The sequence below is a fragment of the Kitasatospora sp. NPDC101447 genome (assembly GCF_044767225.1).
GTDB lineage: Bacteria > Actinomycetota > Actinomycetes > Streptomycetales > Streptomycetaceae > Kitasatospora.
The window spans coordinates 75,946-90,384 of record NZ_JBIWNL010000010.1 but is presented as its reverse complement, the minus strand read 5'-3'; the positions used below and the strand labels follow the sequence as shown (position 1 = coordinate 90,384).

At 73.4% G+C, this 14,439-nt stretch carries 14 protein-coding genes, 1 pseudogene and 1 riboswitch; of the genes and pseudogenes, 5 read left to right on the top strand and 10 right to left on the bottom strand.

The genetic code is table 11. From position 1 onward, the window contains the following. Positions 1 to 79: 79 nt before the first annotated feature. The 10 genes and pseudogenes from ACIRST_RS17180 to ACIRST_RS17135 form a co-directional block, all read right to left on the bottom strand. Complete coding sequence (locus tag ACIRST_RS17180) at positions 80 to 391, bottom strand: L-rhamnose mutarotase (protein WP_402802962.1); 312 nt, start codon at positions 389 to 391, stop codon at positions 80 to 82. Next, a complete protein-coding gene (locus ACIRST_RS17175) occupies positions 388 to 1,128 on the bottom strand; it encodes a lactate utilization protein C (RefSeq protein WP_402802961.1) in 741 nt (246 codons plus the stop codon). The genes ACIRST_RS17180 and ACIRST_RS17175 overlap by 4 nt, the downstream gene beginning before the upstream one ends. Further along, positions 1,125 to 2,609, bottom strand: coding sequence for a LutB/LldF family L-lactate oxidation iron-sulfur protein (locus ACIRST_RS17170; protein WP_402802960.1), 1,485 nt, complete (start codon positions 2,607 to 2,609; stop codon positions 1,125 to 1,127). Before ACIRST_RS17170 ends, ACIRST_RS17175 begins: the two co-directional genes overlap by 4 nt. Further along, the gene (locus tag ACIRST_RS17165) at positions 2,606 to 3,346 is read right to left on the bottom strand and encodes a (Fe-S)-binding protein (RefSeq protein ID WP_402802959.1); all 741 of its coding nucleotides are present in this window, start codon (positions 3,344 to 3,346) and stop codon (positions 2,606 to 2,608) included. Before ACIRST_RS17165 ends, ACIRST_RS17170 begins: the two co-directional genes overlap by 4 nt. After that, positions 3,346 to 4,344: an aldo/keto reductase gene (locus tag ACIRST_RS17160; protein ID WP_402802958.1), complete on the bottom strand. Its 999-nt coding sequence runs from the start codon at positions 4,342 to 4,344 to the stop codon at positions 3,346 to 3,348. Before ACIRST_RS17160 ends, ACIRST_RS17165 begins: the two co-directional genes overlap by 1 nt. Then, entirely contained in the window at positions 4,341 to 5,105 is a 765-nt protein-coding gene (locus ACIRST_RS17155) for an SDR family NAD(P)-dependent oxidoreductase (protein WP_402802957.1), read from the bottom strand. The genes ACIRST_RS17160 and ACIRST_RS17155 overlap by 4 nt, the downstream gene beginning before the upstream one ends. Continuing rightward, entirely contained in the window at positions 5,102 to 6,214 is a 1,113-nt protein-coding gene (locus ACIRST_RS17150; protein ID WP_402802956.1) for an enolase C-terminal domain-like protein, read from the bottom strand. The genes ACIRST_RS17155 and ACIRST_RS17150 overlap by 4 nt, the downstream gene beginning before the upstream one ends. 11 nt (positions 6,215 to 6,225) lie before the next feature. Further along, positions 6,226 to 6,693 (bottom strand): annotated as a pseudogene (locus ACIRST_RS17145) (fumarylacetoacetate hydrolase family protein); the annotation flags it as partial. A 10-nt stretch (positions 6,694 to 6,703) separates the two neighbouring features. Next, positions 6,704 to 7,192: a universal stress protein gene (locus ACIRST_RS17140; protein ID WP_402802955.1), complete on the bottom strand. Its 489-nt coding sequence runs from the start codon at positions 7,190 to 7,192 to the stop codon at positions 6,704 to 6,706. A gap of 4 nt (positions 7,193 to 7,196) precedes the next feature. Continuing rightward, complete coding sequence (locus tag ACIRST_RS17135) at positions 7,197 to 8,453, bottom strand: SLC13 family permease (RefSeq protein WP_402803020.1); 1,257 nt, start codon at positions 8,451 to 8,453, stop codon at positions 7,197 to 7,199. A gap of 217 nt (positions 8,454 to 8,670) precedes the next feature. After that, positions 8,671 to 8,862, top strand: a riboswitch (cobalamin riboswitch). Between the two features lie 202 nt (positions 8,863 to 9,064). On the opposite strand from ACIRST_RS17135, the gene ACIRST_RS17130 reads away from it, so the two are divergent. From ACIRST_RS17130 to ACIRST_RS17110, 5 genes are read left to right on the top strand one after another with little or no spacing between them, the layout of a single operon-like run. Beyond that, a complete protein-coding gene (locus ACIRST_RS17130; protein ID WP_402802954.1) occupies positions 9,065 to 10,564 on the top strand; it encodes a CoA-acylating methylmalonate-semialdehyde dehydrogenase in 1,500 nt (499 codons plus the stop codon). Next, the gene (locus ACIRST_RS17125) at positions 10,561 to 11,709 is read left to right on the top strand and encodes an acyl-CoA dehydrogenase family protein (RefSeq protein ID WP_402802953.1); all 1,149 of its coding nucleotides are present in this window, start codon (positions 10,561 to 10,563) and stop codon (positions 11,707 to 11,709) included. Before ACIRST_RS17130 ends, ACIRST_RS17125 begins: the two co-directional genes overlap by 4 nt. Then, positions 11,709 to 12,785: an enoyl-CoA hydratase/isomerase family protein gene (locus tag ACIRST_RS17120; RefSeq protein WP_402802952.1), complete on the top strand. Its 1,077-nt coding sequence runs from the start codon at positions 11,709 to 11,711 to the stop codon at positions 12,783 to 12,785. Before ACIRST_RS17125 ends, ACIRST_RS17120 begins: the two co-directional genes overlap by 1 nt. Further along, positions 12,782 to 13,666, top strand: coding sequence for a 3-hydroxyisobutyrate dehydrogenase (mmsB, locus tag ACIRST_RS17115; RefSeq protein WP_402802951.1), 885 nt, complete (start codon positions 12,782 to 12,784; stop codon positions 13,664 to 13,666). Before ACIRST_RS17120 ends, mmsB begins: the two co-directional genes overlap by 4 nt. Next, positions 13,663 to 14,436, top strand: coding sequence for an enoyl-CoA hydratase (locus ACIRST_RS17110; protein ID WP_402802950.1), 774 nt, complete (start codon positions 13,663 to 13,665; stop codon positions 14,434 to 14,436). The genes mmsB and ACIRST_RS17110 overlap by 4 nt, the downstream gene beginning before the upstream one ends. Positions 14,437 to 14,439 lie beyond the last annotated feature (3 nt).

Here is a 14,439-nt window from a genome sequence, read left to right as displayed (position 1 = left end):
CTGATCGTCGCAGCATAAGGGTTCCGCCCGGCCCGGCCTCGGCGTATCCGGGAACCGCCGAGGCCGGGCCGGGCGGAGGTCACAGCTCCCACACCACGGGGAGTCCGGCCGCGGCACCGGCCGCCGAGTAGTCGTGGACGACATCGAGGAGTTCGGCCATCCGCGCCTGCCAGACGATGTTGACCGGCAGGTCCTCCAGCTCGGCGAGCAGCCGGCCGTAGTCCTCGCACTCCAGCAGGTGGAACAGCTCGGATCCGCTGCGCCAGATGGTCCAGGAGCTCACGCCGGCCGCCCTGACGGCGTCGGTGAGTTCGGCGGGCACCTCGCGGTGCGCGGCCTCGTACTCCTCGATCCGGTCCGCACGGACGCGGGTGTGCAGGGCGATCCTCATGGCTGCTCCACAGGCTCGGGGTCGGTGGCGCCGACGGTGGCGCCGGTGGTGCCGACGGTGCCGACGGTCGTGTGGAGGGTGCCGTCGGTGGTGTCGGGGGTGTCGGTGGTGTCGACGACGATGACGTGCAGGGTCCGGGGCCCGTGGACGCCCTCGACCCGGTCGAGTTCGATGTCGCTGGTCGCCGACGGGCCGGAGACGAAGGTCAGCGGCCGCCGCGGGTCGAGGCGCGCGAGCGCCGCGGGGACGTCGTCGACGATCTGCTCTGCGCGGACGACGCACAGGTGGTAGTCCGGGACGAGGGTGAGCGCGCGCCTGCCCTGGCCCGGCCCGGTGTCCAGGGCGACGGTGCCGGTGACGGCGATGCCGACGGCCGCGAGCGTGACGGCGCCGTCGAGGGCGTCCAGGGCGGAGACGTCCAGGGGCTCCCGGTGCCACTCCCAGGCCCCGGACGGCAGGGCGTCGTCCGGGAAGCCGGCGGGCACCGCCAGCCGCCCGGCACCGCGCGCGGCGAGGGCGGCGGCGATCGCCCCGGGCAGTCCGGACGGTCCGGTCCGGGTGACCGTGGCGCGGTAGTCGGCGACCCGTTCGGCGAACAGGGCCACCAGGTCCTGCCCGGGGGCGGTGTGGCCGCGCCGGTAGGAGCGGGGTACGGGCAGGTCGTCCGGGCCCTCGTCGGCGGGGACGTCGGCGAGGGCGGCCCGGATGCGGGCGAGGACGGTCTCACGGCTGCTCATCGATCGCTCTCCCTGTTCTTGCGCCACCAGGTGCGGAAGGACTCGGCGGGCGGTGCGGGGGTGTCGCGGCTGTCGGACCAGCCGCGCAGCGGTCCGGGCAGCCGGCCGATCCGCCCGCCCCGGGCGAGGGCCCGGCCGCCGAGCGAGGCCGCCTTCTGGGCGGCGGTGAACAGCGCGGGGGAGTCGAGGACGGTGGCGGCGGCCTTCATCGCCAGGGACTCCGCCGATCGTCCCCCGGCCTCGACCACTTCGGCCCGCAGGTGGACCAGCAGCTTCGGGATGTCGATCTTCACGGGACAGGCGTCGTAGCAGGCCCCGCAGAGCGTGGAGGCGAACGGAAGCGTGGCGGCGCTGCTCCTCGTGTCACTGCCGACGCCGACGAGCTGCGGGGTGAGGACGGCGCCGATCGGCCCGGGGTAGACCGAGCCGTAGGCGTGCCCGCCGGTGCGCTCGTACACCGGGCAGACGTTGAGGCAGGCGGAGCAGCGGATGCAGGCGAGGGCCTGGCGGCCGACGGTGTCGGCGAGGGTGTCGGTGCGGCCGTTGTCGAGCAGGACGAGGTGGAAGTCCTGCGGTCCGTCGCCGTCGGTCACCCCGGTCCAGGCGGAGGTGTAGGGGTTCATCCGTTCGCCGGTGGAGGAGCGGGGGAGCAGTTGGAGGAACACCTCCAGGTCGGCCCAGGTGGGGAGGACCTTCTCGATGCCCATGACGGTGATCAGGGTCTGCGGGAGGGTGAGGCACATCCTTCCGTTGCCTTCGGACTCGACGACCATGACCGTGCCGGTGTCGGCGACGGCGAAGTTGGCACCGGACACGGCCACCTTGGCGGTGAGGAACTTCTCCCGCAGGTGCAGCCGGGCCGCCTCGGCCAGTGCCTTGGGGTCGTCGCTGAGGCCGTCGGGTGCGGGGCGGCCCCAGGTGCCCATCTCGGCGGCGAACAGGTCGCGGATCTCGCCGCGGTTGCGGTGGATCGCGGGCACGAGGATGTGCGAGGGCCGGTCGTCGCCGAGCTGCACGATCAGCTCGGCGAGGTCGGTCTCGTACGCGGTGATGCCGGCTTCGGCCAGGTGCTCGTTGAGGCCGATCTCCTGGGTGGCCATCGACTTGACCTTGACCACCTCACGCTCGCCGGTGGCTCGGACCAGCTCGGTGACGATCCGGTTGGCCTCCGCCGCGTCCGCCGCCCAGTGCACGGTTCCGCCGGCGGCGGTGACCGTCTCCTCCAGTCGCAGCAGATGGTGGTCGAGGTGGCGCAGGGTCCGGGTCTTGACGGCGTCGGCGGCGGCGCGCAGCTCCTCCCAGTCGTCCAGCTCGGAGGCCGCGGCGAGGCGCTTGTCGCGGATGACGGTCGTCGCCCGCTTCAGGTTGGCCCGCAACCGGGTGTCCCCGAGGGCTTCCCGGGCGGCGTCCGGGAAGGACGGCGAGCCCAGCCACACCACGCCGCGGTCACCCGGGGTGGTCGCGGGCACCTTTCCGGTCATGGGCGTCCCCCTTCGGTCGTGGCCAGGATCTCGGCCAGGTGCATGGTCCGCACCGGGGCGGCCTGCCGGGACAGGCCGCCACCGATGTGCATCAGGCAGGAGTTGTCGACCGTGCACAGGACGTCGGCCCCGGTCTCCAGGACGGCGTCGACCTTGTCGAGGAGCATCGCGCCCGAGGTCGCGGCGTTCTTGACGGCGAAGGTGCCGCCGAATCCGCAGCACGAGTCGGCGGCCGGGAGTTCGACCAGGTCGAGGCCCTCGACCGCGCGCAGCAGCCGCTGCGGCCGGTCGCCGAGGCGCAGCCCGCGCAGCGAGTGGCAGGTCGGATGGTAGGTGACCCGGTGCGGGAAGCGCGCACCGACGTCCGTGACGCCGAGGACGTCGGTCAGGAACTCGGTGAACTCGTGGACCCGGGGCGCCAGTTCGGCGACCTGTCGACGCAGCTCCGGGGGGCTGTACTGCTCGGCGAGGGCGGGGTGGTGCTCCCGGACCAGCCCGGCACAGGACGCGGACGGCGTGACGACCGCGTCGTACTCGCCGAAGGCGCGCGCGAACCGGGCGATCAGCGGGACGGCGTCCGCGCGGTAGCCGGTGTTGACGTGCATCTGCCCGCAGCAGGTCTGGTCCTGCGGGAACTCCACGGTGTGGCCGAGCCGTTCGAGGACGCTCACCACGGCCCGGCCGGTGCCGGGGAACAGGGTGTCGTTGAAGCAGGTGATGAACAGCGCGACGCGCATCAGGGTGCCTCCTGCGGGGTCGGGACGTCCGGTGGGAGCAGATCGCGGTCCTTCAGTTCCGCCCACAGCTCGTCGGGGACCGGGTGCCGGAGCATGGCGGCGGCGTCCCGGGCCTCGCCGGCGTTGCGGGTGCCGACCAGCACGCTCACCACGGCGGGGTGCCCGAACGGGAAGCGCAGCGCCGCGGCGCGCAGCGGCACCCCGTGCTTCTCGCAGACGGCCTTGAGGTCCAGCGCGCGGGCGATCAGCTCCGCGGGTGCGGCGGCGTAGTCGAAGGTGGCCCCGGGGCGCGGGTCGGCGAGCAGGCCGGAGTTGAAGACGCCGCCGATGACGACGCCGACGCCGCGTTCGGCGGCCAGCGGCAGCAGCTCGGTGAGCCCTCGCTGGTCGAGCAGGCTGTAGCGGCCCGCGAGCAGGACGGCGTCGAGGTCGGTCTCGCGGACGAAGCGGGTGAGGAGCTCGGCCTGGTTCATCCCGACGCCGATCGCGCCCACCATGCCCTCGGCGCGCAGCCGGGCCAGTTCCGGGTACGCCTCGGCGAGTGCCTGTTCCGCGTGGTCGTCCGGGTCGTGCAGGTAGACGACGTCGATCCGGTCCAGGCCGAGGCGCTCCAGGCTGTCCTCGATCGAGCGGCGGATGCCCACGGCGCTGAAGTCCCAGACCTGGTGCCGGGTGGCGGGGACGGCGAACCCGTGGGCGAGGTCGTCGCCCGCCGGCTCCGGTGCCGGGCGCAGCAGCCGGCCGACCTTGGTGGACAGGACGTACTGGTCCCTGGGCCGGCCGCGCAGGGCGCGGCCGAGCCGCCGCTCGGACAGGCCCAGGCCGTAGTGCGGGGCGGTGTCGAAGTACCGTACGCCGCACTCCCAGGCGGCGGCGACGGCCTGCTCGGCGTCGGCGTCGGTCACCGGGGTGAAGAGGTTCCCGATGCCCGCCGCGCCGAAGGCGAGCTCGCCGACCGCGACCCCGCTGCGCCCGAGGGTCCGGAGGGGCGCGGTCACGGCCGGGGCTCCGGACGCAGCCGCAGCCCCGCCATCCCGCCGTCGACCTGCAGCGCGGTGCCGGTGGTGCTGCCGGCCGAGGGGGAGGCCAGGTAGGCGATGGCGGCGGCGACCTCCTGGGCGGTGACGAGGCGTCCGTGCGGCTGGCGGCCGCTCAGCGCCGCACGTTCGGCGGCCGGGTCGTCGGTGGCGTCCAGCAGCCGTCCCACCCAGGGGGTGTCCACGGTGCCGGGGTTGACGCAGTTGACCCGGATGCCCTCGCGGACGTGGTCGGCGGCCATCGCCCGGGTGAGTGCCAGGACGGCGCCCTTGGTCGCCGAGTAGAGCGCGCGCTGGGGGAGGCCTGCGGTGGCGGCGATGGAGCAGGTGTTGACCACCGAGGCGCGCCGGGAGCGGCGCAGGTGCGGCAGGGCGGCGCGGGTGGTGCGGACGACGCCGAGCAGGTTGACGTCGAGGACGCGGTGCCACTGCTCGTCGGAGTTGTCCGCGACGGTGCCGACCGCGCCGATGCCCGCGTTGTTGACCAGGATGTCGATTCCGCCGAGGGTGCGGGCCGTCGCCGCGACGGTGGTCCGTACGGAGGTGTCGTCGGTGACGTCGACGGCGAAGCCCAGCAGCGGCTCCGGCACCGTTCCGGGGTGCAGGTCGAGGACGGCGACCCGCGCGCCGCGTTCGGCGAGCAGGGACGCGGTGGCGAGGCCGATGCCGGAGGCGCCACCGGTGACGAGTGCCGTCAGTCCGTCGAGTTCCGCGGTCGTCATGCGCCCGCCTCCTGGTTCGGCGTCGGTTCCGCGGCCCAGAAGGAGCCGTGCGGGTAGTGGTAGGTGTCCAGTGAATCCTGGTGCATGGCGGCCGAGAAACCGGGGAGGGTGGGCGCGCGGTAGTGGCCGTCGGCGATCACCACCGGGTCGAGGAAGTGCTCGTGGAGGTGGTCGACGAACTCGATGACGCGGTCCTCGGTGGTGCCCGTGAGGGCGACGAAGTCGAACATGGACAGGTGCTGGACGAGCTCGCACAGGCCCACGCCGCCGGCGTGCGGGCAGACCGGGACGCCGAACTTCGCGGCGAGCAGCAGGATCGCGAGGTTCTCGTTGACGCCGCCGACCCGGGCCGAGTCCAGCTGGAGGACGTCGATGGCACCGGCCTGGAGCAGCTGCTTGAAGACGACGCGGTTCTGCGCGTGTTCGCCGGTGGCGACCTTCACCGGGCTGACCCCGCGCCGGATGGTGGCGTGCCCGAGCACGTCGTCGTAGCCCAGCCAGCCGGGGGAGGTGGTGTAGGCGGGGTAGCCCCGGCGGAGCAGTTCGGCGGTGCGTTCGGCGGCGCCGGCCTTCCCGCGGCGCAGCAGCTCCAGCGCCTCCGCCGGGTCGAGGGCGTCGGCGATGTAGCGGAAGTCGATCTGGGAGACGAGCCACTCGGGCTCGGCGTCGGCGAGAAGCTGCCAGAGCGGCTTGCCCTCCCGCTTGGCCGCGAGGTCCCAGACCGCGTTGACGACGGCCCCGATGGCCATGTGCATCACGCCCTTCTCCGGTCCCAGCCAGCGTAGTTGGCTGTCGCCGATCAGGTCGTGGTAGAGCGAGCCGGGGTCGGCGCACAGGTCGGCGACCGGGCGTCCGAGGACGTGCGGGCGGAGCGCGTCGACGGCGGCCACCTGGACGTCGTTGCCGCGCCCGATGGTGAAGGTGAAGCCGTGGCCCTCGGGGCCGTCGTGGGAGGTCCGCAGGACGACGTAGGCGGCGGAGTAGTCGGGGTCGGGGTTCATCGCGTCGGACCCGGGGTTCATCGCGTCGGACCCGTCCAGCTCCCGCGAGGTGGGGAAGCGGATGTCGAAGGTGTCGACGGCGGTGATCCGTGCTGCGGTTGCGGACACGGGGCTGCCTTTCACGCGTTGCGGAGGGTCTGGCGCTGGGCGCCGAGGCCGTCGATGGACAGTTCCACGGTGTCGCCCTCGCGCAGGTAGGGGGTGCCGGGCAGGCCCAGGGCCACGCCGGCCGGGGTGCCGGTGTTGATGACGTCGCCGGGGCGCAGCACCATGTACCGGCTCAGGTACCGGACCAGGTACGCGACGTCGAAGACCATGTTCCGGGTGCTGCCGTCCTGGCGCGTCTCGCCGTTGACGGCCAGGCGCAGTCCCAGGTCCTGCGGGTCGCCCACCTCGTCCGGGGTCACCAGCCAGGGGCCGAGCGGGTTGAAGCTCTCGCAGGACTTGCCGAGGTCCCACTGGGCGGAGAACTCCAGCTGGAACTCCCGCTCGGAGACGTCGTTGCTGATCGCGTAGCCCGCGATGCAGTCCTTCGCGGCGTCCGGGCCGGCGAGGTAGCGGGCCTCGCGGCCGATGACGACGGCGAGCCCCGGACCGCTACCGTCCGTCGGGCGGGGGAGGGATCGTGGCGGTGCCGGGCGCCGGTTCCGGCCAGACCAGCAGCACCGGGCAGGGCGCGTGGTCGACGACGAAACGGGTCGCGGGGCCGAGGCTGTGCGGTCCGAGGCGGGTGCGGTCGCCGTCGCGGGCGAGGACGAGCAACGCCGCGCCCTCGGTGGCCGCGACGACCTCGCGCTCGACCCGTCCGGTCCGCTCCACCCGGGCGCAGGACCGTCCGAGCCGCTCGGCGGCGGCGTCGAGGAGTTCCCGGGCGGAGGCCGCCGCCAGGGTCTCCACCCGGGTGCCGGGGTCGCGCTCGCGGTGGCCGCGACCGAGCAGCCCGGCGAACGCGCCGTGCGCGACGCCGGGGACCTCCTGGCCGCTGACGTGGAGCAGGACGATCTCCGCCTCCCGGGGTGCGTGGGCGCGGGCGGCGTCCACGCAGGCGGGCCAGGTGCCTTCGGTGATCCAGACGACGACGGTCACGCGGTCAGCCTCCGATGATGTGCAGGGACCCCCACAGTGCCACCACGGCCGTCACCAGGGCAGCGGGCACGACGAGCAGTCCGAGCCGGGTGAACTCGCCCAGGCCGACCTCGGTTTCGTGCTCGCGCACGATGCGCCGCCACAGCAGCGTGGCCAGCGAGCCGGCGTAGGTGAGGTTGGGGCCGATGTTGACCCCGAGCAGCACCGCCAGCACCGCCCCGGCGCCGGACGGCACGGCCAGCGGGAGCAGGACGAGGGTGGCGGGCAGGTTGTTGATGACGTTCGCGAGCACCGCGGCCAGCGCCGCGGTGCCCAGCAGCGCGGGCAGCGAGGTGCCGTGGGGCACGAGGTGCCCGAGCGCGGAGGCCAGCCCGTTGTCGACCACGGCCCGGACCACGATGCCGAGCGCCAGGACGAAGGCCAGGAACGGTATGGCGGCCGAGCGCACGATCGCCACCGGGGTGGAGCGCCGCCGGACCAGGGCCCGGACGGCGAGCACCAGCGCGCCGGCCAGCGCCGCCCAGGCCGGATCGACGCCGACGATCGAGGTCAGGACGAATCCGGCGAGCGTGCAGGCGACGGTGACCAGCGCGAACAGCGGCATCTCCGGCGCCTCCGCCTCGCCCGCGGCCGGGGCGCCCGCGTCGAGATCGGCGGCGAAGAACCGGCGCAGCACCACGTACTCGACGGCGATGGCCGCCAGCCACGGCAGCGCCATGAGCGCGGCGAACCGGGTGAAGCTCAGCCCGCTGGCGGCGAAGGCCAGCAGGTTGGTGAGGTTGGAGACCGGCAGCAGCAGCGAGGCGGTGTTCGACAGGTGGGTGCAGGCGTACAGGTGCGGTTTGGGGCGCGCGCCGAGCCGGGCCGCGGTGACGAACACCACCGGCGTCAGCAGCACCACGGTGGCGTCCAGGCTGAGCACCGCCGTGACCACCGAGGCGACCACGAACACCTGCACCAGCAGCCGCCGCGGACTCCCGGCCGACGTCCGGGCCATCCACGCCCCGCAGGCACGGAACAGGCCCTCGTCGTCGCACAGTTGAGCCAGCACCAGCACGGCTGCCAGGAACCCGATCACCGGCCCGAGCCGCTGCGCCTCGGCCACCGCGTGGTCCCAGGAGATCGCGCCCGTGGCGATCGCCAGCCCGGCCGCCGGGACCGCGACCACCGCCTCCGGCCAGCCCCACGGCCGTACCACCGCGCAGACGAGTACCAGCACCAGCAGGCCGACGGACAGCGCTTCCGCGGATGACGTACTCAGGGTCTTGCTCCTCGCAGGTGACGGTGACCACCCACCGATCCGGAAACACGCAGGTGAGCCGGTAGGAATGTACCGGCTGGCCGCCGCACCGCCGGTGTCGGCGCGGGGGCTCGGTGCGCGCCTCGCCGGGTGGCGGGCGGGCCGATCGCGCCATCGGCCCGGCGCCCGGTGCGTGGGATTCCGATGGCGCGGCGCGCACCCGGACCTCTGGACTTACTAGGACGTCCAACTATATGGTCGACGGCAGGTCCGCGGTGTCAGGGAAGCCGGTGTGAGTCCGGCACGGTCCCGCCACTGTGACCGGGGAGTCCGTCCTCGCAGGAGACGGCCACTGGCAGCCAGCCGGGAAGGCCTGAGGGCGTGCGGTGATCCGGGAGTCAGGATACCGGCCGCGGGTGATCCGTGTTTTCCACGAGGATGGAGACGACACGCATGACTCCGGGCTGCTCCCGTTCCGCTGCTCCTGGTGGTCCCGTGCCGATGGCCGTCGGGGCTCACCTGCCCTGACGGTCCGTCAACCACCGCACGCCGGGGCGGCGCACGACCGTGCGCCCCGCCGTCCGGCGGCGGCCTCCATTCCTCCTCTCCCGACCTGTTGAGAGAAGGAACCGATGGTCCGTGAACTGACCCACTTCGTCGCCGGGAAGCGCACACCCGGGACGTCCGGTCGCTTCGGCGACGTGTACGACCCCAACACCGGCCGGGTGCAGGCCCGGGTGCCGCTCGCCGACCGCGCCGAGGTCGAGGCGGTGATCGCCGACGCTGCGCAGGCCCAGCCCGCGTGGGCGGCCTGGAACCCGCAGCGCCGGGCCCGCGTCCTGCTGCGCTTCCTGCAGCTCGTCGAGCAGGAGAAGGAGGAGTTGGCCCGGCTGCTGTCCGCCGAGCACGGCAAGACCGTCGCCGACGCCCACGGCGACCTCCAACGCGGCCTGGAGGTCGTGGAGTTCGCCGCCGGGATCCCGCACCTGCTGAAGGGCGAGTTCAGCGACAACGCCGGCACCGGCATCGACGTCTACTCGATGCGCCAGCCGCTCGGCGTCGTCGCGGGCATCACGCCGTTCAACTTCCCCGCGATGATCCCGCTGTGGAAGGCCGCGCCCGCGCTGGCCTGCGGCAACTCCTTCGTCCTCAAGCCCTCCGAGCGTGACCCGTCGGTGCCGCTGCGGCTGGCCGAGCTGTTCCTGGAGGCCGGGCTGCCGCCGGGCGTGTTCAACGTGGTCAACGGCGGCAAGGAGGCCGTGGACACCCTGCTGGAGGACCCGCGGGTCGAGGCACTGGGCTTCGTCGGCTCGACCCCGATCGCCCAGTACGTCTACGCGACCGCGGCTGCGCACGGCAAGCGCGCGCAGTGCTTCGGCGGCGCCAAGAACCACATGATCGTGATGCCCGACGCGGACCTCGACCAGGCCGCCGACGCGCTGATCGGCGCCGGCTACGGCTCGGCCGGCGAGCGCTGCATGGCCATCTCCGTCGCCGTCCCGGTCGGCGAGGAGACCGCGGACGCCCTGGTGGCGAAGCTGGTCGAGCGGATCGCCGCGCTCAAGGTCGGCCGCTCGGACGACCCGGCGGCGGACTTCGGCCCGCTGGTGGGCCGCGACGCCCTGGAGCGGGTCCGCGGCTACCTGGACCTCGGGGTCGAGGAGGGCGCCGAACTCGTCGTCGACGGACGGGACTTCCGCCTGGAGGGGCACGAGGACGGCTACTTCCTCGGCGCCTCGCTGTTCGACCGCGTCACCCCGGAGATGCGGATCCACCGCGAGGAGATCTTTGGCCCGGTCCTCACCGTCGTGCGCGCCGCCGACTACGAGGAGGCGCTGCGCCTGCCCAGCGAGCACGAGTTCGGCAACGGCGTGGCCATCTACACCCGGGACGGGGACACGGCGCGGGACTTCGCCCGCCGGGTGAACACCGGCATGGTCGGCGTCAACGTGCCCATCCCGGTGCCGATCGCCTACCACACCTTCGGCGGCTGGAAGCGCTCCGGCTTCGGCGACCTCAACCAGCACGGCCCGGACTCGATCCGCTTCTACACCCGCACCCGCACCGTCACCTCGCGCTGGCCCTCCGGGGTCAAGGAGGGCGCGAGCTTCACCATGCCGACGATGGGATGAGCGCCGTGCACGATCTCACTGAGGACCAGCGCGCCATCGCGGAGACGACCCGGGCCTTCGCCGACGAGTACCTGGCACCGAACGCCGTCGAGTGGGACCAGGCCAAGCACTTCCCCGTGGACGTGCTGCGCAAGGCGGCGGACGTCGGTCTGGCCGGCGTCTACGTGCGCGAGGACGCCGGCGGTTCCGAACTCTCCCGCCTGGAGGGGGCGGTGGCCTTCGAGGCGCTGGCGACCGGCTGCCCGTCGATCGCCGCCTACCTGTCCATCCACAACATGGTCGGCTGGATGATCGACCGCTACGGCAGCACCGGGCAGCGCTCCCGCTGGCTGCCCGGCCTCTGCACCGCCGAGCACCTGGGCAGCTACTGCCTGACCGAGCCCGGCGCCGGCTCCGACGCGGCGGCGATCGCTACCCGGGCCGTCCGGGACGGCGACCACTGGGTGCTGGACGGCGTCAAGCAGTTCATCTCCGGGGCAGGCGACTCCCGGATCTACGTGGTGATGGCCCGCACCGGTGGACCGGGGGCCGACGGGGTCTCCGCGTTCGTCGTCGAGCGGGACGACCCCGGCGTCTCGTTCGGGCCGAACGAGCGGAAGATGGGCTGGAACGCCCAGCCCACCCGGCAGGTCGTGCTGGACGGTGTCCGGCTGCCCGCCGACCGTCTGCTCGGCGCCGAGGGCGAGGGCTTCCGGATCGCCATGAGCGGGCTGAACGGCGGCCGGCTCGGCATCGCGGCCTGCTCGCTCGGCGGCGCGCAGGAGGCGCTGGAGCGCGCCACCCGCTACCTGGCGGACCGTGCGGCGTTCGGCGCCCGGCTGCTGCACGCCCAGGCCCTGCAGTTCCGACTGGCCGACATGGCAACGGAGTTGGAGGCGGCCCGGGCACTGGTGTGGCGGGCGGCCGGCGCGCTGGACCGGGGCGATCCCCGGGCGCCGCAGCTGTGCGCGATGGCCAAGCGCTACGCCACCGACACCGGCTTCGACGTCGCCAACCAGGCCCTCCAGCTGCACGGCGGCTACGGCTACCTGGCCGAGTACGGCATCGAGAAGATCGTCCGCGACCTGCGGGTGCACCAGATCCTGGAAGGAACCAACGAGATCATGCGCGTCATCGTCGCCCGCGGCCTGACCGGAGCCGCGTGATGGCCGGCCACGACCTCGACGAGGTCATCCTCCAGCGCGAGGGCCGGACCGGACTCATCGTCCTCAACCGGCCGGCGGCCCTGAACGCCCTCACCCACACCATGGTGCTGCGCATCGCGGAGGCCCTGGACACCTGGGAGCAGGACGACCGGGTCGAGTCCGTCGTCATCACGGGGGCCGGGGACCGCGCGTTCTGCGCCGGCGGCGACATCGTCGCCATCCACCGGGCCGCCACCGGCGGGGACCCGGGCGCGGTCGAGGAGTTCTGGCGCGACGAGTACCGCCTCAACGCCCGGATCGCCCGCTACTCCAAGCCCTACGTGGCCGTGATGGACGGCATCGTCATGGGTGGCGGCGTCGGCGTCTCCGCCCACGGCAGCGTGCGGATCGTCACGGAGACCACCCGCATCGCCATGCCCGAGGCCGGCATCGGCTTCGTCCCTGACGTGGGCGGCACCTACCTGCTCGCCCTGGCGCCCGGCGAGCTGGGCACCCACCTCGCCCTCACCGCCGGATCGGTGGGAGCGGCGGACGCGCTGCTCTGCGGGCTCGCCGACCACTTCCTGCCCTCCGAGCGGGTGCCGGCGCTGCTCGACGACCTTGCCGGGCTGCCCGTGCACGACGCCCTGGAGCGGCACGTCGAACCCGCGCCGACCGGTGCGCTGGAGGGGCAGCGCGCCTGGATCGACGCCTGCTACGCGGCCGGTACCGTCGAGGAGATCCTCGACCGGCTGCGGGACAGCGGTGAACCCGAGGCGAAGAAGGCCGTCGACCGGATCACCGCCAACTCCCCGACCGCGGTGAAGGCGACGCTGGCGGCCCTGCGCCGGGCCCGGGCCCTCGGCCCGCTGGAGGCGGTGCTCGACCAGGAGTACCGCACCTCGTGTGCGGCGCTCGCCACGCCGGACCTCGCCGAGGGCATCAGGGCGCAGGTCATCGACAAGGACCGCTCGCCGCGGTGGAGCCCGGCCACCCTGGGCGCCGTCGAACCCGCGGCCGTGGCCCGCTACTTCGCCCCGCGCGGCGAACGCGAACTCGGCCTCGCCGCCACCACCACATCCCTGGAGCGCTGGTGACCCACAGCATCGGATTCATCGGACTGGGCAACATGGGCGGCCCGATGGCCGCCAACCTCGTCAAGGCCGGGCACCGGGTGGCCGGTTACGACCTCTCGGCCGAGGCCCGGGACCTGGCCGCGGCGCAGGGAGTGATGATCGCGGTCTCCGCCGCCGAGGCGGTCGGCGAGGCCGACGTGGTGCTGACCATGCTGCCGACCGGACGCCATGTCCTCGACTCCTACGGCGAGTTGACCGAGGCGGCCTCGGGTGCGCTGTTCATCGACTGCTCCACCATCGCCGTCGGGGACGCCCGGGTCGCCGCCGACCTGGCCCGCACGGCCGGCCACCGGGCCGTCGACGCGCCCGTGTCCGGCGGTGTGCCCGGTGCCGAGGCCGCGAGCCTCACCTTCATGGTCGGCGCGGAGGACGTCGACTTCGCCGAGGCGGAGCCGCTGCTGGCCGCGATGGGCCGCAGGGTCGTGCACTGCGGCCCCTCCGGTGCCGGGCAGGCCGCGAAGATCTGCAACAACATGATCCTCGGCGTCTCGATGATCGCGGTCAGCGAGGCCTTCGTGCTCGGGGAGAGCCTCGGGCTCAGCCATCAGGCCCTGTTCGAGGTGGCCTCCACCTCCTCCGGACAGTGCTGGGCGCTCACCTCCAACTGTCCCGTCCCCGGCCCGGTGCCGGGCAGCCCCGCCAACCGCGACTACGCCGGCGGATTCGCCGCCGCCCTGATGGCCAAGGACCTCGGACTCGCGGCCGCCGCGGCCGCCGCCTGCGACGTACCGGCCGAACTGGGCGGCAGGGCATCGGAGGTGTACGCCGCGTTCGCCGAAGGGGCGGGCGCCGGGCTGGACTTCTCCGCCATCATCACCACCCTCCGGAAGGACACCGCATGACGTTCGAGACGATCCTGGTCGAGCGCAAGGGCCGGGTGGGGCTGATCACGCTCGACCGCCCGAAGGCGCTCAACGCGCTCAACACCCAGCTGATGGCCGAAGTCGTCGCCGCGGCCACGGAGTTCGACCGGGACAGGGAGATCGGCTGTCTGGTGGTCACCGGCTCGGAGAAGGCCTTCGCGGCCGGCGCAGACATCAAGGAGATGCAGTCCCTGGAGTTCGTCGACGCCTACCTCGGCGACTGGTTCGCCGCCTGGGACCGCTTCGCCGCGCTGCGCAAGCCGGTCGTCGCGGCGGTGGCCGGGTACGCGCTGGGCGGCGGCTGCGAGCTGGCGATGATGTGCGACGTCCTGCTGGCCGCGGACACCGCCAAGTTCGGGCAGCCGGAGATCAAGCTCGGTGTGATCCCCGGCATCGGCGGCTCGCAGCGGCTCACCCGGGCCGTCGGCAAGGCCAAGGCGATGGAGCTGTGCCTGACCGGCCGGATGATGGGCGCCGAGGAGGCCGAACGGGCCGGCCTGGTCTCCCGGATCGTCCCCGCCGACCAGCTGCAGACGGAGGCCCTGGCCACCGCCGAGACCATCGCGGCGATGTCCGCTCCGGCGGCGGTCATGCTCAAGGAGAGCGTCAACCGCTCGTACGAGACCACCCTCGCCGAGGGCGTCCGCTTCGAGCGTCGGCTCTTCCACGCCACCTTCGCCACGGCGGACCAGAAGGAGGGCATGGCGGCCTTCGCCGAGAAGCGCCCGCCGATGTTCGGCAACCGCTGACGT